The organism is Leisingera sp. SA32 (assembly GCF_056033425.1).
In genome coordinates this window covers 275,571-292,051 of record NZ_JBVYHB010000003.1, presented here as the reverse complement: position 1 = coordinate 292,051, position 16,481 = coordinate 275,571, and the positions used below count along the sequence as shown (strand labels likewise).

Below are 16,481 nucleotides of genomic sequence, written 5' to 3'. Positions count from 1 at the left end.
TTATTTGTCAGGTGGATACTACCCGCCGCCCCTGCTGAGCCGCCCTGCGGCCCCCCCGCCCGAAGAGAGTGCGGCCCCGCCGACACCGCCCTCTGTTCGCATGTAAACACCGGTACCAAAGGCTGCGTCGACGGTGATCTCCCCGCTGTTGGTGACAGTGACAGTGCCACCCGTCCCACCGTCACCCGCCACCGCATGCTGCGTTCTGTCGCCCGCGCGCCCGGCCGAACCGCCGTCACCACCGGTGCTGATCGCCGCGATTCCAACAGCATAGGCGTTCAGATCCCCCTGCAGCGAGTGCACGCCTGCGCTGTGGAAGGACAGGCCGGGGTCGCCCGCCGCGGCAATCTTGATGCGGCCCGCGTTCGTGACCACCACATCCCCGGCGTCGCCCCCAGTGGCACCCAGCTGTCCGCTGCTGCCCAGCCCGCCGCTGCCAAAGGACAGCGCAAAGATACCGGTTCCGAACGCTCCCGTCGTCTCAACGGAGTTGTTGCTGATGACCGTCACATCGCCGCCCGCACCGCCGTTGCCGTTCTTGCCGTCCAACCGCGACACGCCGCCCAGCCCGCCGACGGAATGCGCATGCACACCGATGCCAAAGCTGCGGTTCACGGTGATGGTGCCACCGTTGGTAACCGACACGGCACCGCCCGCGCCACCGTTGCCGCCATCCGCGTTTCGACCGGGTCTGCTGCCCTGGCCCGAGCTGCCACCAGCCCCACCGCCGCTGAAAGCTGAGACAGCAGCGTTTTGGCCAAGCGTGACCGTGGCGTTCCCCGGCAGCGCCGCGGCGCCCAGAATAGTCGCGCCGCTATTGGTGACAGCGACCGTGCCACCGTTGCCGCCTGCGCCACCCTTGGCCCAGCGCACGTTGGCGTATTTGTGAGGCAGATAGTGCACAAATCCGCCCTCGCCGCCCGCGCCGCCGCCGCTGCTGACACGCAGGCCGCTGGAGCCGGTGCCCTCAACCTCCAGCCGACCGGAATTGGTCACGGTCATGGCGCCGCCGACCCCGCCTTAGCCGCCGCTTACGGCATTGAACTGCCCATCAAATTCGGGTTCGCTGCTCGTGTAATACGCCCCGCCATTGCCACCACGCCCGCCGGTGCTTTCGGCCATCAGAGCCTCGCCGCCGATGCTGAGCGGGGTTTTGACGCGCGTGGTCAGCACCCCCGCGTTGGTAAGTACAAGGCGGCCGCCGCTGCCGCCGCCGGAGGCTCGGTTACTGTCCTGTGTATGTCCCGAACCACTGTAGCCAGCGCCCCCTTGCAGGATGACCTGCAACGGTGTGCCCTTGTCGCCTTGGGTCTCCAGCGCCACATGCGGGTCCGTTGTGATGTTGACCCTGCCTGCGCTGCCGCCGGCATAGCTGGCGGTGTCACCGCTGTCTTCGCTCGTGCTGGCTCTGGTGCTGTCGCCACCTGTAGCGATGAACCGTGCGACAAACCCTTCGGTGGAGTCAAAGCCGCTCGTCTCCAGGCTGTGCGACAGGTCCGGCGCATCTTCGTTATCGCCGCCCACGGAGCTGATGCAGGTAACGCCACTGCCGCACTCCTGCGCCACAGCTGGCGCCGCGACCAACACCGAAGCAACAGACACCCCGGTCAGCAGGACAGCGCGGTGCCCCGGAAAGAAACACGGCATGGAAAGCTGAAATCGCGGCAATTGCATCAAAATAACCTTTTGGGAACGAACCCGGACATTTGGCCGCAAAGACTGCTGTAGATTCGTTTATTCTTCGTGAACCGGTGTTCCGCCACTCGGGTCAGGACCCAATGGATGCAGCTTCGCTGTGTGATCCACGGACCCAAAAACGGTGCCGTGATCTGTCTGATCTTTTCTGATTAGGGGACGTGCAGATGGCGCGACTGGAGCCGTATTTCCCAAAGTCCCATGGCAAGCCGCGCGCCGCTGGCCGCGGCTGCGCGGTTTCGGCTCCGGTGCGTTCGCACAGTGCCGAACAAAGCCGCCGCATCGACTGGCGAATGGGCGTCTGTAATCTGTGGCGCGGACCCACCGCGCTCAGTGGGTCCGCGGCAGCTTACCCGGCAAGATACGTGCGGAACCACGCAACCATGCGCTCTTCTGCAAGCTTGGCAGCTGTCTCGTCGTAGCGCGGGGTTGTGTCGTTGTGAAAACCGTGGTTCACGCCGGGGTAGATATGGGCCTCGTAAACCTTGTCGTTGGCCTCCATCGCCTTCTGAAAAGTCGGCCACATTGCGTTGATGCGCTGGTCCAATGCTGCAAGCTGGATCATCAACGGGGCCTCAATGCTGGGCACCTGCTCCGCGTCAGGGAATGAACCGTAGAAGGGAACGCCAGCCGCCATCTCGGGGTAGGCTGCAGCCAATCTGCTGACCACGCCGCCGCCATAGCAAAAGCCGGTCGCCCCAACCTTGCCGTTCGTTCCCTCAAGCGCTTGAAGGTACTCGAAACCGGCGAAGAAATCGTTGAGGAGCGCGCTTTGATCCAGCGTTCGCTGCATCTCGCGGCCTTCGTCGTCGGTCCCAGGGTAGCCGCCAAGGGAGGATAGACCGTCCGGCCCCATGGCAATGAAACCCGCTTTCGCAAGACGACGCACAACATCGCGGATGTAGGGATTGAGCCCCCGGTTTTCATGAACCACGAGCACAGCGGCAGGCGGCCTGTCGGGATCGCTTTCGGCGGGACGAGCAAGATATGCAGTGATCTCGCCGGTGCCATTCGGGCTGGAGTAAACGATATCCTCTCCCTGGATATCGGGATCGTCCTCGGCAACTTGCTGAGCCAGCGCGTAATTCGGCGAAAGCGTACTCAGGATCGCTGCGGCGGTCAGACCGCCAACGGCCCACTTGCCAGCACGATCAAGGAATTCCCGTTTCGAAATTTTTCCGTGAGCATAGTAGTCGTAAAGATCTAGAAGATCCTGATCGAAATCGGCCGCAGTCAAGCGCCGCACGGATGTCCGGTCGTTCATTATGCGTTCTCCCTGTCTAACATAGAAAAATCGAGGCATTATTTCTTAACGACAGCTCTTGTGTAGCAGCAATTCAGACAGAAGTCGTCCCGCCTCCCCAACGTGAGGATGTAACATTATCGCGCACCCAGCAGTCTCGGGCAGAATCGCGCACCCAGCAGTCTCGGGCAGAATCGCGCACCCAGCAGTCTCGGGCAGAAAGGGAGCCGGGGTGGCCTGGCCTTGCGATAGCGCATCACGCGGATCACCGGCCGGGACGGGTGCCGTGCTGTTTCAGGTGACCACAGGCGGCCCTTACGCGACATTCGTATCTGATGCCGTGTCAGCTCCGCCGCGAGTGCGACGCATCCGGCCCCCGGAGCCAGCCATCCGGCAGGCGGTGGCGGCCCCGGTTGTTCTGGTGTTCAATCCCGCGGACACGGGTCCCTGACCTGTTCAACAGTATCGGTTGCCCGCAGTCAGCTGAGGCAGAGAGGGGCGCGTCATGGTGGACGTGAAGGGTTAAATCCTTATAGTGACGGGTATATGTCGGGTGACGTGCAGAGATGCCCGCCCGTTTTCGGTAGGGTTGCGGCGCGGTCGCAGCCCGGTGGGGTAGCACTGCCGCGGTTGCGCGGCGTCAAACTGTGCCAAGCCCGGCGCGCTCTTGGCTCCGTGCCGCAGAGGCGTGGAATTTGAAGCAAAAGGAGGGAGGCCGTGTATTCCAAGATAATGGTGCCCGTGGACCTGACCCATGCCAGCCGCCTTGACCGGGCGCTGCAAGTGGCGGCGGATTTCGCGCATCTTTACAAAGCGCAAGTGATTTTCGTGGGGGTGACCTCGTCGCTGCCCGGCCCGATTGCGCACACCCCCCAGGAGTTTTCGAAGAAACTCGAGGACTTCGCCGCGGATCAGGCGGGAAAGCACAACATCACCGCCTCGGGCCACGCTGTGGTCAGCCTCGATCCGGCCGTTGATCTGGACGCAACGCTGATCAAGGCCTGCAGTGATATCGGCGCCGACCTGATCGTCATGGCCAGCCATGTCCCCGGTATCAGCGACTATCTGTTCCACGCCCATGGCGGGCGCGTCGCAGAGAAGGCGCCGGTTTCGGTGCTGGTTGTGCGCGAGAACTGATCCGCAGGAAACCACAGATTGCGCAAGCCCCGCTTGCACGGCCACACAACAGGGAAGGAGGCCGCGATGGCTGACGAATCCACTAATCAGGGTATCCCCGCCCCCGAAGGCGAAGCGGATATCATTGATACCGAATATGAGATCGGTCAGGACAATATCGAAACCCGGATCGGCCCCTTTGGGGTCGACATTCACAACCCGGTATTCCTGGTCTCGGGCCTGGTCATCGTCGGCTTCGTGTTCTACGCGCTGGCGCTGCCGGAACAGGCCGGGGCGTTGTTCAACTGGCTGCGGCCCGCGGTGACCAGCAGCTTTGACTGGTTCTTCTTCGCCGCGGCAGACTTTTTCGTGCTGTTCTGCCTGTTTCTGATCGTTTCTCCCTGGGGCAAGGTGCGCCTTGGCGGCAAGGAGGCGACCCCGGATTACAGCTACATGGGATGGTTCGCGATGCTGTTTGCCGCGGGCATGGGCATCGGGTTGATGTTCTACGGCGTCAGTGAACCAATGAGCCATTTCTCCACCGCATTCGGCGGTACCGCGCTGCCTGAGGGCGGCGGCGCCCGCACTGACTGGGCGCCCCTGGGCGCGGCTGCGGGGGATGAGGCCGAAGCTGTGCGCCTTGGCATGGCGGCGACAATCTTCCACTGGGGGCTGCACCCCTGGGCGATCTACGCCATCGTTGCGCTGGCACTGGCCCTGTTCACGTATAACAAGGGGCTGCCGCTCACCATTCGGTCGGCATTTTATCCGATCTTTGGCGAGCGTGTCTGGGGCTGGACCGGTCACGTCATCGACATTCTGGCGGTCTTTGCCACGCTGTTCGGCCTTGCAACCTCACTTGGCTTCGGCGCAACTCAGGCCAACGCGGGCTTGAATGAGCTGTTCGGCGTTCCGACAGGTGCCACCACCGAAGTGATCCTGATCACCGCCATCACCGCCGTTGCCCTGATATCGGTCCTGCGCGGCCTGGACGGCGGCGTGAAGGTGCTGTCGGAAATCAACATGGGGCTGGCTTTCCTGCTGCTGATCTTCGTGCTTCTGGTCGGGCCTACCGTGGCGATCCTGACAGGGTTCGCCTCCAGCCTGATGGCCTACATCGAGTATCTGCCTGCGCTTTCGAATCCGATCGGGCGGGAGGATGTGAATTTCAGCCAGGGCTGGACCGCGTTCTACTGGGCCTGGTGGATCAGCTGGTCGCCCTTTGTGGGCATGTTCATCGCCCGGGTCAGCCGCGGCCGCACGGTGCGGGAGTTCGTGATCTGCGTGCTGCTGATTCCCAGCCTGGTCTGTGTGCTGTGGATGAGCGTCTTTGGCGGCACCGCAATTCACCAGGTGGTTGCCGACGGGTTCACCGGGGCACAAGACGCGGCGCTTGAGCTCAAGCTGTTCAAGATGCTGGGCGAGCTGCCACTGGCCGGGATCACCTCTTTTGTGGGGATCGTGCTGGTGGTTGTGTTCTTTGTGACCTCGTCCGACTCCGGCTCGCTGGTGATCGACACGATCACCGCGGGCGGCAAGGTCGACGCGCCGGTGTCGCAGCGGGTATTCTGGTGCATCTTTGAAGGGGCCGTCGCCATCGTGCTGTTGCTCGGCGGCGGGTTGGCTGCGCTGCAGGCGATGGTCATCTCCACCGGCCTGCCGTTTACCGTTGTGCTCCTGTTGATGTGCTGGGCCATCTTCCGGGGGCTGCTGACAGAAGCGCGCTGAGGCAATTGGCTACAAGAACAGTGAAACGCCCCGGCCGTATCTCTGGGGTGTTTCGCTGTTCTTGGCTGCTGTACTGACAGTGCGCCTAGGCAGTCCATTGGCCCCTCTGGCTGAGATGCGCTGACAACGCCGCACTTGCAGCCCCCTTGGGGCTGTCCCCGCTGCGAGGGCCGCATAGGGCCAGGACCGGTCATCCGGTTGGCCGCGCCACCGCCTGCAAGGCCAAGATCCGCGTACCGCGTCGGCGCCAGTCGGTTCTGCGCCCAAAAGTAGGGATTCTGCACTCTGCAAGAATGTCAGCTATTCGGGGTTGGCAGCGTATCGTCTGGCCAGCACCAAGCTCAGCGCCGTCGCCGCCAGCAGAAATACTGCACCCACACTCCAGGCCAAGGACGTCGAGTACATTTCGGCGAGGGCTCCCGCCATGACCAGCCCAATCGCGGCCCCCAGTTGCTGTATCAGGGAACGCAGCGACAGCATGGTGGACCTCTGACGATCCTCCACGCAGCGGTGCAAGATGCTGCTCCCGGGTGTCTCGCCTGCGCCGATAATGATGGAATACAACACAAAGATGCCGACAAAGCCGGTGATGCCGTCCTGCATCGCCAGCGCGACCTGCACGACCGCGAGACATGCAAAGATCGCCGCGAGCGTCACGGCGTGGCGACGCCTGAAAATCCGGCTGATATGGGGCGACAGCGACGCACCAAAAGCGATCGCAAAAAAGTAGCCCGCCGTCAGAGCACCGATGACGGTGTTGGCGTAGCCTTCCTCCAGCATAGGCTTGGCGTATGTCGGCCAAATCACTTCGACCGGGTTTGTCGCCATCAGGAACAGCGCCAGAGCCGCCAGAAGAATTGAAAGTTTCGGATGCTTTAGCGCCAGAAGGCTGGCCGCGGCAATCACTGACGGGACGCTGGCGAAGCCGTGTCTGAGCGCAGTGCGGTTCAGCGGACGCGGTTCCTCGGCGATGGCGAACATGGTGAAGATCAACACACCGACCATCACGGCGAAGCTTGCGGCGTAGGATACGTCATAGATGCTGATCCCATGCTTCACCGCTGACATGCCGAACGCGTCTGGCAGCAGACCTCCCAAAACGGCACCCAAGGCGAGGCCCATGGCATTGGCCCATTGTGCTTTTGCGAGAGCGGGTTGGACATCCACATTTGGCGCAGCTGCCTTGAACGTTTCGACAAACCACGCATCAAGCGTGCCAGACCGCAGTGCACGCCCAAAGCCGATGAAGGCGAAGGAGAGAGCCAGGACTGCGAAGTCACTCGATGACAGAAACAGCGCCAGCGAAACCAAACTGGCCAGGACCGCCGCGAGGAATACCGGCTTGCGGCCGATGGTGTCGGCCAAACCGCCGAATGGCAATTCCATCGCCATAGTCGTGAGCGAGTAGACACCGAAGAGCAACGAAATCTGGAACAGGTCCATGCCGCGATCTGTCAATGCGAGCGCGACCACCGCCACCGTGAGACCCATGGCAAAGCGGTCAAGAAACTGATGCACCTGATACATCCGAATGTGCCGTCGTGCCCTGTCGGGCAGTGCTTTGAAAGAGAAATCAATTTCCGTCGCCATAGCGGCAGCATCTGCCTTTGCGCATCCGTGCGCAATGTCTCATCCCGAAGAAGAGGATGCTAAGAACGGCACATTGCTTTAGCCTTGCCGACCAATTCGGCCGGGCATTGACCTACAACCAGCTGCAAGCAAAACGTGATGGCGGTGCGAAAAGCTGCAGGGCTGACCGGATAGGCACTGCCCGCGCTGCGCTACAGCGCGGCTCGCGAACTCGCCGAAGCTGGATGCACCGATCAGCAGATCGCGGCCATCAAGGGACACAAAAATAGATCATGAACGTAGGAAACTTTTGGGGAAACCCAAAAAACACCGCGTCAAAGCGATCTTGTCAGGTGGCAGCTAAGGTATTGATTTAGTGGCGGGGAGACAGGGATTCGAACCCTGGGAACGCTCTCACGTTCAACGGTTTTCAAGGCTGGCGGAAATCTCTGAAAATCAGTCCACTAGACGAATTTTTTCCCACGACAAATCGTGAACAAAGGAAGAAAGTGGGAAACCGAAAAGGCCCCGCCATAGCGGAGCCTTTCTGGGAAACGTTGGTTGCTTGCGCCCTGTATACTCTGCAGAACTCTGGAGTGGTAACGACATCCCAGACGAGGGACTATTTGCCTGCAGACCGGCTCCCAAGATCGAATCTCACTGAAAGAATAGAATGTCGGACAGATCTGCACCGCCCACGTCCAAAACGGTTATCACCCCAGAACCAGTGTCTATCCGAAGATCTCCTGAGACGTTTCTAGTCGACAAGTTATCTTCACTCAGCCCATCCAGAATGATGGCATCTTCTCCGACAGTGAAGTCGCGGATGACGTCACGTCCAAAGCCGCTACTAAAGACAAACTCATCGTTGCCAGCACCGCCGATCAGAGTGTCGCGACCACGCCCACCTATTAGGGTGTCATCACCTCCGCCACCAATCAGCCTGTCATTTCCGGCGCCGCCATCAAGACGGTTGTTGTATCCGTCTCCGATTATCTTATCGCGGCCACGGCCTGTCTGAACGTTTTCGATCCCGTCGAAGGTGTCGACTTCCTTGCTTTTCTTCACCCTCGCCTTACCGGCCGTCATATCAACCACAGATCCTTTGGGCGACGTGAAGATCAGAGTGTCGGTTCCAGCACCTCCGTGCAGCTCATCGCGTCCCCGACCTCCGGAAATGATGTCGTCCCCATCACCGCCAAAGATGGTGTCCGCGCCACCATACCCCTGAATATAGTTGTCAATTCCTGCAGCGTTTATGCGGTCAGCTTTTCCGGTTCCTTCCACCAAGTATGCGTCTGATGTGACCGAGAGCGTGAAATCTCCAGTGTCTGAGTGATGCGCGCTAGCGCTGATGTACACAGTCTCAGAATTGTCGGCGGTAAATTGGATCGGCCTGTAAGATTCATAACGATCACGCTCGTGGATCGTATTCCCAAGATCGTCCATAATTTTGAACTGACCGTAGTCCAAAGCTCCGTTGCCTACACCCTCAGTAAAAGTAATTGTGTAGGTCGTTCCAGCCTCGACTTCCAACGCATAGGTGTCGATGTCTCCCCCTACATCAATGGTTCCGGAAATTTCGCTTCCGTCGATCAAGGCGTGTTCGGTTCCCACATCGCTCCTTACAACGTCTTCTCGGTTTAGCACGATGCGATATCCCCAAGCGGACCAGGCGGTTGTGGGGTCGATTCTCAAAGTGAAAGTACCTGACAAGGACTGGGTCCAAGACGCACCAGGTGTGGAAAATCCACTGGAGTAAATGTATCTGCCCGTGTCGGGGTCAAAGATTGCAGTGTCCACGGCACTGGAAATATCTTCTCCAGCTCCGACATAGGCAGCTGTATGAAAGTCGTAAGTGATGCCCTCTTCCAGAGTAATACTGTGATACGAGAAGTCTTCTGACGGGTTCGCAAGATAGTTGCCAGTGAAAGACAAAAACGATGTTGGCATCGGCTTTTACACCCCATTTAATCAATTAATCACTTGAAATCGAAAGCAATAACCCCGCTCCGCCGCAAGCGCCATATCCTTAAAATTTTATGCAACTTGGGACTTGAACCAGCGCACTCTGCTGACCTTTTCGCGCAGGTCAATGCGACTGGAACGTTTCTGCCGTAATCGCCGTTTTGTAGCCGCCGTTGTCTAAGACGTGGACTGCCCGCGTGATCAGCCATTCGCCGTCGACAAAGGGCCGGAACCCGGCCGCCCGCAGCTTGGCCTCGGCCATGGCATCTGGATCGCCCGGCATCGACACCGACAGGGACCGCCCAGCGCGTTGCAGGCGCTGCAGCTCCGCCTCGGCCGCCTTCTGTGCCGCTGCTTGGTTTGGAAACCGGCGCTTGATCCGCTGGACAGGCTCGCCCTCGCCCGCGGTGCATTCCACCGGTTTGCCTTGGCCGAGGTCCTGGTAGACGGCGACCACCGAACCGGCCTTCTCCCGGGTGCTGTTGCGGTAGCGCCAGTGGCTCACCTTCTTCGGTGTCAGCGCCAGCACCGGCATCGGCTTGCCCGAAGCTGTCAGGCTTTCGCCCCGCTTCGCCATGACCAGGCGACCATTCCCAGGCTTGGCGATGGCGTCTTGATCCCGCGCCACGCGGGATAGCAGGTTGATGTCACTTTCGTCGATCTGGTCGATGTGCGGTAGTTTCACTCCGGTCAGGCTTTCTGAGACCGCATGCTCGAGGCTGTGCTCTCCGGCGATCTTAGTGACCATGGCGCCGATCGTGGTGCCGACCGGCCAGCTGCGCTTTTTCTGATCGGTCAGCGCAGTCTTGCCACCAGAGGTCTCGCCGTTCACCGAGGCCACGCCGGTGATCGTCATTCGGTCGGGCGGCCCCGCCACCTCGACACTATCGGCGGTAAACAGCCCCATGTCTTTCAGCTGCAGAGGATAGCCGAGCCAGACGCGGATCTCGGCCCCGGCTCGCGGCTCATCCAGCTTGGCGAACAGCGTGGTGTCGCTGAGCGTGATCTGCACCTGGTCGGACTGAACCCCGGCGGCATCCGTCAGCGTCAGGCTGACCAGCCGCGGCGCGAGCGTGCTGCTGATGTCCTTCCCGTCGACCACCACGCGGAAGAACGGCCGGAAATCCATCAATCCCATAGCCGCACCGCCTTCGCCTCTTTCGGCGCCTCGATCTCCGGCAGCTCGATCTCCGGCAGCTCGATCCGGGTGCCAATCGGCAGTACCGGCCCGAGGGCGGCAAGCCCCGGATTCGCCTGCAGCACGATCTCGAGTGCCCCGGCGACCTGGTTGCCATAGTGGCGCCAGACGATTTCGTCGGCTGTCTCGCCCTCTTTAGAACGGTAGAAGACTGCGGAGCCCGCCATCATATCTCCTGATGCTGATTGTGAAGTCCTGGCGCAGCGGCGCGCCCTGAGCGGCAAAGGTGCGCTGCCCCTCGCTAACGCTCTCGATTACCCACACGCCTAGAACCCGGCCCGTGCCCGCCACAAGCGGCAGCGGGAACCCCAGCGAAGCGGTGAGGCGCATCTTGTCGACCTGGCCGAGGCCGCCGCGGAAATGCGGGTAGATCACCCCCTGCAGCGTGATGGTGTCGGAGCCGAAGCCTGTGAACTGCAGCGCGTCGGCCGCGCCGATCCGCTCTTGCGCGGCCCAGCGATATTCTGTCGATCGCTGCAGGTTCTGATACGCCGCGTTGTCGATACTGAACTGATAGCTGCCGAGCTGCAGCATTGTGCCTGCCATCATCCGCCCCCGTACTGGCCATAATCATGCGCCTGGTCATAGAGCGCGCCTGCCTGCGCAGCGCGGCCGCGGCGTTCCAGTTCCTCGGCGATCTGCGCGGCGCTCAGATGCTGCGCGTTGATCTGGGCATGGATCACCACCGGGGCAGGCTGCGGCGCTGGTGCCTGGGCTGGCATCGCTGCCGGTGCCATGCGTTCGGCGGCCAGCTGCACTTCCTGCACCACTGGCGCCGCCGCAGTTTCGGCCTTGGCCATGGCACTGCGCAGGCCACCGCCCAGCGCATCCAGCAACGGTGCGGCGCGGTCGGACAGTCTCGCCAGCCGCTCGGTCGCATTGGCATGCGCCACGTAGCCGCCTTTCGAAGTCCAGATCGTTTCCGGCCCCTGCTCACCCACTTCGCGGAAGCCGCGCCCGATCGTGCCGCCCAGATAGGACCCGGAGATCTTTTTCGGGACAGCTCGCCCGCTGCGCGGACTGCTTGGGGGCACAGATTGCTCCGCTGAAGCCGCAGTCTGGCTGCCGGGCTGCCCCTGCTCTTCCCCATTCCACCAGCTGCGAAGGCCCGAACCGATTCCCTGAATACCCTCGACCGCCCCGGCGCCCTTATCGCGCAGCCAGGACAGCCCGTTCAGCACAGGTTCCAGCTTGCCCATTAGCCAATCAAACTTCTCGCCGAGCCAGTCGACAACAGCGCCCACTGCCTTCTTGACTTCATCCCACGCGGTCGAGATCCCGCCGGTCGCGCCCAGCGCCTCGATCACCGGGCCGATGGTGCCGTCATACGCAGTGCGCAGCGCGGTGCCGATCCCGGTCACCACCGTGTCGATCCCCGCCCGGGCCTGCTCCCACGCCGCGGTGATCGTATCTGTCACGCCCAGCTTGTCGGTGACCGGTTTGATGACATTGGACCACACCGTCTGAAACACGCCGCCCAACGCGTCCAGAGAGTTCGACAGCACCGACTTTGCGCCATCCCATGCGGTGCCGAGCCCCGCGGCCACCCCGTCCAGATCGCCCCGCCAAACGCCACTGACAAAGTCGCCAAACCCGCCGAATGTTGCCTTGACACCGTTCCAATGGCGCTTGAACCACGGGTCGACCTTGCCCCAGGCGCCGGTGATGTGATCGGTGATCCCCAGCTTGTCGGTGATCGGCTTGATGGCGTTGGACCACACCGTCTGAAACACGCCACCCAGCGCGTCCAGAGAGTTTGACAGCACCGTCTTTGCGCCATCCCATGCGGTGCCGAGCCCCGCGGCCGCCCCGTCCAGGTCGCCCCGCCACACACCGCTGACGAAGTCGCCGAACCCGCCGAATGTTGCCTTAACGCCGCCCCAATGGCGCGTGAACCACGGGCCGACCTTGCCCCAGGCGCCGGTGATGTGATCGGTGATCCCGAGCTTGTCGGTGATCGGCTTGATGCCTTTGTCCCAGGTAAAGCAGAACGCGGCACCGATACCATCGAGCGCATTGGACAGGATGGCTTTGCCACCCTCCCACGCATCCGCAAGCCCGGCGGCCGCTGCGTCCATATCGCCGCGCCACGCACCGCCGACGAAGCGACCAAAGCCGCCGAACGTCGCTTTGACGCCGTCCCAATGGCGCTTAAACCACGGGCCGACCTTCGCCCAGGCGCCGGTGATGTGGTCGGTGATCCCCAGCTTGTCGGTGATCGGCTTGATGTCTTTGTCCCAGGCGAACCGGAACACCCCGCCGATGCCGTCGAGAATGGTAGCCAGATAGCCCTTGGCACCCTTCCATGCGGTAGCCAGCCCGTCCGCTGCCGCGTCCCAGTCACCGCGCCAAACACCGCTGACAAAGCCGCCGATGCCCTTGAAGGTCTGCTTTACATTGCCCCAAAGCTTGGCAAACCACGGGCCGACCTTGGCCCAGTTCTTATAGATCAGATAGGCCGATCCCGCGATGGCCGCGACGGCAAGGCCGATGGGGTTCATCAGCAGCGCCCGGCCGACCGCGACCACGCCGGTTTTCACCAGCGCGAGGCCACCGGACAAGGTTGCCATCGCCCCGCCCGCCGCCGATGCCCAAGGCACCAGAGCGGCCACAGATACGCCGAGACGCCCGACAGCGAAGGTATAGCTCAACACGCTGCCGATCGTGCGCGCGGCAAACAGCCCGCCGATGATCATGCCGAAGTTTTCCCAGCCGCCGACCATGGCCGCGACCTTGGAAATAACCCCGCCGATTGTTGCCGACACCTTGCCCATGCCCTCGACCACCTGACCGATCACCGGCACGGCGGCCTCGAGCTTGCGCGCAGCGGTGTCGGCAAACTTGGCCACGCCCTCGCGGTTCGACACCGCCCAGGCGCTGAAGCTCTTCATCGATCGGGTGACCACCGGCATCAGCTCGGCGCCGATGGTGTTCTTCAACCCCTTGACGGTCAGCTGCGCGTCAAGCTGCGCATCCGCAAAGGCTTCGGCGTCCCGCGCCGCCTGCTCGCTCAGAACATAGCCGGTCTTGCGCGCGTCCTCGCGAAGTTGCTGCAGCGCGTCGGATCCGTTGCCCAGCATGTTGACCATGCCGATGCCCGACCGGCTGAACAGGGCCGCCGCGAGAGCAGCGCGTTCGGCTGGCGCCTCGATCCCCTGCAGCTTGTCGGCAATTGCCCCCATGGCGCGCTCTGGCCCCAAGGCAATCAGATCGCTTGCGCTCAACCCGATCTGGTCCAGCGCCTTTTTCGCGGCACCGGTGCCCTGCGCGGCCTCGCCCAGGCGCTTTTGCATCGCGGTCAGCGAGCTGTCCAATGTCTCGGTGGAAACACCAGAGCGCTCGGCCGCATAGCGGAATTCCTGCAGCGCCTCGATGCCGATGCCGAGCTTGCCCGCGGTCTTTGCAACCTGGTCGCCATAAGAGGCGGTCGAGCTGGCCAACGCAAAGACACCGGCACCCGCAGCGGCAAGCCCTGCCCCCACCCGGCGGCCAAGGCGGCCAATGTTGCCTGTCATCCTGCCGAAAGTTTCGCCGACGCGGTTGCTGTCGCGCAGGGCGCGTTCCCAGCGCCGCTGCTTGCGCACCAGATTCTCGAGCGTGCGCTCGAGGTCTTCATATTCCCGGTCCAGCGCTTCGACCGACCGGCCCTGTTTGATCAGGTCAGCGCGCTGGCGCGACAGCTCTTTCTGCCGCTTCTTCACATCCTTGATGCTGTCGCCGACGCTCTCGAATCCCGACCGGATCAGGCCGATGTTCTTCTTGAACGATTTCCCGAGAACGCCGCCGATTGTGATGGTGGCGTTAAGGCGTTGATTTGCCATCCAGACCCCCAAGCCACCAGCGGAAGCGGCTGCCGCTCATTCCGGTGATTTCAGCGCATGACCAGCCGGTGACGTGCGCCAGGGCAAGAACCCCGGCGCGCGCCGCTTCCGGCGTCAGCCATTCATAAACCCCAGCGCCTCCTGCAGGCGCGAATAGTCCTTCATCTTGGCCGATCGGATCGCCGCCGGATCCACACCCGCAAGGTTGGCGATCAGTATCACCTCTGACATCGCTGTGTCGCTCTTGGCGGTTTTCTCCGCCGCGAGCATGTCATCGACGCAGGGTTCGCGCAGGGTCAGAGATTTCTGCGGCGTGCCATCGACGGTGATGCCGCGCAGCAGATCGACGGTCAGCTCGCCGTCAGCGCCTTCGGTGATGTAGTCCGGCAGTTTGTTCACTTGGGTCATGAGAACTCCTTAGATGCCCAGGGCCGCGCGCTGCTCGGCCAGGCGATCCACCCCGCCGACCATGCGCACCATGTTGATGATGTCGATCTCGGTGATCACCTGCCCGCCGATGGTTTCCTTGAACGCCTCGAGCGTCATGTTCACGGTGAGCGTGGCAGACTGGCCCGGCGACCAGGTGCCCCGGTCGGGCTGGATGATCTTGCCGCGCATGTTGTGGATCACCGGCGTCACGGTGCCATCCTCGCTTTCCAGCGCACCGCGGGCGGTGACCGGGATCAGCACGCCGGGGGCAATGCCCCAGAGCGCCAGCACGTCTGCGCTGTAGTTGCGCAGCACAAAGCTGGTGGTCATCTTCTCCATGCCCATGTCGATGTCGGTCGGGCCGTCCATACCGCCTGCGCGGTATTCCTCGGCCGCCACCGAGGGGCTGGCCGGGGTATAGTCGCCCAGCTCGCCCGCGAAGCCGCGGCCATCAACGAACAGGTTGAAGTTCTTCAGGATGTTGCGAATAGCCATCAGCCCAGCGCCTCCGAGATATATTCATTGGTGAGATGCGAGCGGAAGGTCACCCGCTCGGCGGGATAAGGCGGCGTGAAGTCGAAGTTGAACCACACTTGCCCGTTCTGGATGCTGGACGGGGTGTTCAGATCCGGATCGGCCCAGCACTCGCCACCCAGCAACGCCCCTTGGGCGATCAGCGTTGCGATGAAGCCGTTCACGCCCTCGACCACATCGTCCATGTAGGTTTTGGTAATCGCCCGGTCGACGGCCCACATATGGGCGCGCTGGATGCTTTCGTTCAGCACATCCGCGGTGCGGCGCACGCACAAAAACTGCCATTTCGGGTCCGCAGTCGGCACCCGGTTGCCCCAGATACGATAACCGTCCTGGCGGATGATGGTGCCAACGTCGTTTTCGTTCAGCAGGTTGGCGCGGCTCGACTGGTCGCCGAGCTTGAAATCGACCGGCCGCGACGTGCCGATGATGCCATAGATGCCCTGGTTAGACGGCGACACCCAGAACCCGCGGTCATTGTCGGTACGGGCGATCACACCGGCCACGCGGGCCGATGCCGGTTCGTCAACGACATCACCAGCGCTGTCGAGCACCTTGACCCAGGGGTCGACCACATAGATGCGGCCCGAGGTGCCCCAGTCGCCTGCATAGGTCTGCGCCGCGGCGTCGGTGGTGTTCGGCCCGTCCGCGATGATCACCGCGCCAATGCGGTCGGCGATGCCTTCCAGCTCGGCAACAACAGGGTTGGCCAGGTAGGTGCCGGGATTGCCGTCATCTTCCGGGCGCTGATGGGTCCAGCCCGGCGCGCAAAGGATACGCGGGGCATGGCCGACAACGCTCTCGGCGCCCAGCAGCGCATGCACGCCCTCGAACTTGCCATTGCTGGAGTTCACGCCGCCAATCACATTGGCCAGCGTCGCGGCTTCGCCGACACCTTCTTCGACGCGCACCACGATCACCACGGCCCCGATCTGGTCGAAGATACCGTCGAGCGCACCCGGCAGCGTGCCGCCGCCGGTGCCGTCCTCCGAAGTGTCCAGCTTGGACGCCTCAACGCGGCTGCCCGCAATCAGAACCGGAGTGTTCAGGGGAAAAGCGTTTGCGTCTGCCTGGGGCGCCGTGCCCACAATGCCAATGACGCCGGTGGAAATGGTGCGGATCGGGCGCGGGCCCGTGTCGATCTCGAGCACCTCGACGCCGTGGAGAAAACCAGCCATTT

Annotated in this window: 14 protein-coding genes; 2 read left to right on the top strand and 12 right to left on the bottom strand. The window is 62.4% G+C overall.

The window, feature by feature from the left end; genetic code table 11:
- Positions 1-18: 18 nt before the first annotated feature.
- The 3 genes from AC0IPL_RS06540 to yghX form a co-directional block, all read right to left on the bottom strand.
- Positions 19-1,002, bottom strand: coding sequence for a hypothetical protein (locus AC0IPL_RS06540; RefSeq protein WP_474272945.1), 984 nt, complete (start codon positions 1,000-1,002; stop codon positions 19-21).
- Positions 1,003-1,020: 18 nt separating this feature from the next.
- A complete protein-coding gene (locus AC0IPL_RS06535; RefSeq protein WP_474272943.1) occupies positions 1,021-1,674 on the bottom strand; it encodes a hypothetical protein in 654 nt (217 codons plus the stop codon).
- Between the two features lie 370 nt (positions 1,675-2,044).
- Entirely contained in the window at positions 2,045-2,959 is a 915-nt protein-coding gene (yghX, locus tag AC0IPL_RS06530; protein ID WP_474272941.1) for a YghX family hydrolase, read from the bottom strand.
- A 696-nt stretch (positions 2,960-3,655) separates the two neighbouring features.
- Between yghX and AC0IPL_RS06525 the strand changes: the two genes are divergently transcribed.
- The gene (locus tag AC0IPL_RS06525) at positions 3,656-4,075 is read left to right on the top strand and encodes a universal stress protein (RefSeq protein WP_474272940.1); all 420 of its coding nucleotides are present in this window, start codon (positions 3,656-3,658) and stop codon (positions 4,073-4,075) included.
- A gap of 66 nt (positions 4,076-4,141) precedes the next feature.
- Positions 4,142-5,782 (top strand): BCCT family transporter, encoded by a 1,641-nt coding sequence (locus AC0IPL_RS06520; RefSeq protein ID WP_474272938.1) that lies wholly within the window; start codon positions 4,142-4,144, stop codon positions 5,780-5,782.
- A 300-nt stretch (positions 5,783-6,082) separates the two neighbouring features.
- On the opposite strand, the gene AC0IPL_RS06515 is transcribed toward AC0IPL_RS06520, so the two are convergent.
- The 9 genes from AC0IPL_RS06515 to AC0IPL_RS06475 form a co-directional block, all read right to left on the bottom strand.
- On the bottom strand, positions 6,083-7,372 hold the full coding sequence (locus tag AC0IPL_RS06515; protein WP_474272935.1) for an MFS transporter: 1,290 nt from the start codon (positions 7,370-7,372) through the stop codon (positions 6,083-6,085).
- Between the two features lie 636 nt (positions 7,373-8,008).
- The gene (locus AC0IPL_RS06510) at positions 8,009-9,304 is read right to left on the bottom strand and encodes a calcium-binding protein (RefSeq protein ID WP_474272933.1); all 1,296 of its coding nucleotides are present in this window, start codon (positions 9,302-9,304) and stop codon (positions 8,009-8,011) included.
- A 139-nt stretch (positions 9,305-9,443) separates the two neighbouring features.
- A complete protein-coding gene (locus AC0IPL_RS06505) occupies positions 9,444-10,457 on the bottom strand; it encodes a phage late control D family protein (protein ID WP_474272932.1) in 1,014 nt (337 codons plus the stop codon).
- The gene (locus AC0IPL_RS06500) at positions 10,448-10,684 is read right to left on the bottom strand and encodes a tail protein X (RefSeq protein WP_474272931.1); all 237 of its coding nucleotides are present in this window, start codon (positions 10,682-10,684) and stop codon (positions 10,448-10,450) included. Before AC0IPL_RS06500 ends, AC0IPL_RS06505 begins: the two co-directional genes overlap by 10 nt.
- Positions 10,653-11,051, bottom strand: a complete 399-nt coding sequence (locus AC0IPL_RS06495; protein WP_474272930.1) for a phage tail protein — start codon at positions 11,049-11,051, stop codon at positions 10,653-10,655. The genes AC0IPL_RS06500 and AC0IPL_RS06495 overlap by 32 nt, the downstream gene beginning before the upstream one ends.
- Before the next feature lie 11 nt (positions 11,052-11,062).
- Positions 11,063-14,338 carry a phage tail tape measure protein gene (locus AC0IPL_RS06490; RefSeq protein ID WP_474272928.1) on the bottom strand — a complete coding sequence of 1,092 codons (3,276 nt, stop codon included), beginning with the start codon at positions 14,336-14,338 and terminating at the stop codon, positions 11,063-11,065.
- A 114-nt stretch (positions 14,339-14,452) separates the two neighbouring features.
- Positions 14,453-14,746 carry a phage tail assembly protein gene (locus tag AC0IPL_RS06485; RefSeq protein ID WP_474272926.1) on the bottom strand — a complete coding sequence of 98 codons (294 nt, stop codon included), beginning with the start codon at positions 14,744-14,746 and terminating at the stop codon, positions 14,453-14,455.
- Positions 14,747-14,755: 9 nt separating this feature from the next.
- Entirely contained in the window at positions 14,756-15,262 is a 507-nt protein-coding gene (locus AC0IPL_RS06480; protein WP_174144715.1) for a phage major tail tube protein, read from the bottom strand.
- Positions 15,262-16,479 (bottom strand): phage tail sheath C-terminal domain-containing protein, encoded by a 1,218-nt coding sequence (locus tag AC0IPL_RS06475; RefSeq protein ID WP_474272924.1) that lies wholly within the window; start codon positions 16,477-16,479, stop codon positions 15,262-15,264. Before AC0IPL_RS06475 ends, AC0IPL_RS06480 begins: the two co-directional genes overlap by 1 nt.
- Positions 16,480-16,481: the final 2 nt, after the last annotated feature.

Excerpts from the sequence above, each read along its gene's own strand:
- AC0IPL_RS06540 (WP_474272945.1), bottom strand. The coding sequence starts at position 1,002 with ATGACCGTGACCAATTCCGGTCGGCTGGAGGTTGAGGGCACCGGCTCC.
- AC0IPL_RS06535 (WP_474272943.1), bottom strand. The coding sequence starts at position 1,674 with ATGCAATTGCCGCGATTTCAGCTTTCCATGCCGTGTTTCTTTCCGGGG.
- yghX (WP_474272941.1), bottom strand. The coding sequence starts at position 2,959 with ATGAACGACCGGACATCCGTGCGGCGCTTGACTGCGGCCGATTTCGAT.
- AC0IPL_RS06520 (WP_474272938.1), top strand. The coding sequence starts at position 4,142 with ATGGCTGACGAATCCACTAATCAGGGTATCCCCGCCCCCGAAGGCGAA.
- AC0IPL_RS06515 (WP_474272935.1), bottom strand. The coding sequence starts at position 7,372 with ATGGCGACGGAAATTGATTTCTCTTTCAAAGCACTGCCCGACAGGGCA.
- AC0IPL_RS06510 (WP_474272933.1), bottom strand. The coding sequence starts at position 9,304 with ATGCCAACATCGTTTTTGTCTTTCACTGGCAACTATCTTGCGAACCCG.
- AC0IPL_RS06505 (WP_474272932.1), bottom strand. The coding sequence starts at position 10,457 with ATGGGATTGATGGATTTCCGGCCGTTCTTCCGCGTGGTGGTCGACGGG.
- AC0IPL_RS06500 (WP_474272931.1), bottom strand. The coding sequence starts at position 10,684 with ATGGCGGGCTCCGCAGTCTTCTACCGTTCTAAAGAGGGCGAGACAGCC.
- AC0IPL_RS06495 (WP_474272930.1), bottom strand. The coding sequence starts at position 11,051 with ATGCTGCAGCTCGGCAGCTATCAGTTCAGTATCGACAACGCGGCGTAT.
- AC0IPL_RS06490 (WP_474272928.1), bottom strand. The coding sequence starts at position 14,338 with ATGGCAAATCAACGCCTTAACGCCACCATCACAATCGGCGGCGTTCTC.
- AC0IPL_RS06485 (WP_474272926.1), bottom strand. The coding sequence starts at position 14,746 with ATGACCCAAGTGAACAAACTGCCGGACTACATCACCGAAGGCGCTGAC.
- AC0IPL_RS06480 (WP_174144715.1), bottom strand. The coding sequence starts at position 15,262 with ATGGCTATTCGCAACATCCTGAAGAACTTCAACCTGTTCGTTGATGGC.
- AC0IPL_RS06475 (WP_474272924.1), bottom strand. The coding sequence starts at position 16,479 with ATGGCTGGTTTTCTCCACGGCGTCGAGGTGCTCGAGATCGACACGGGC.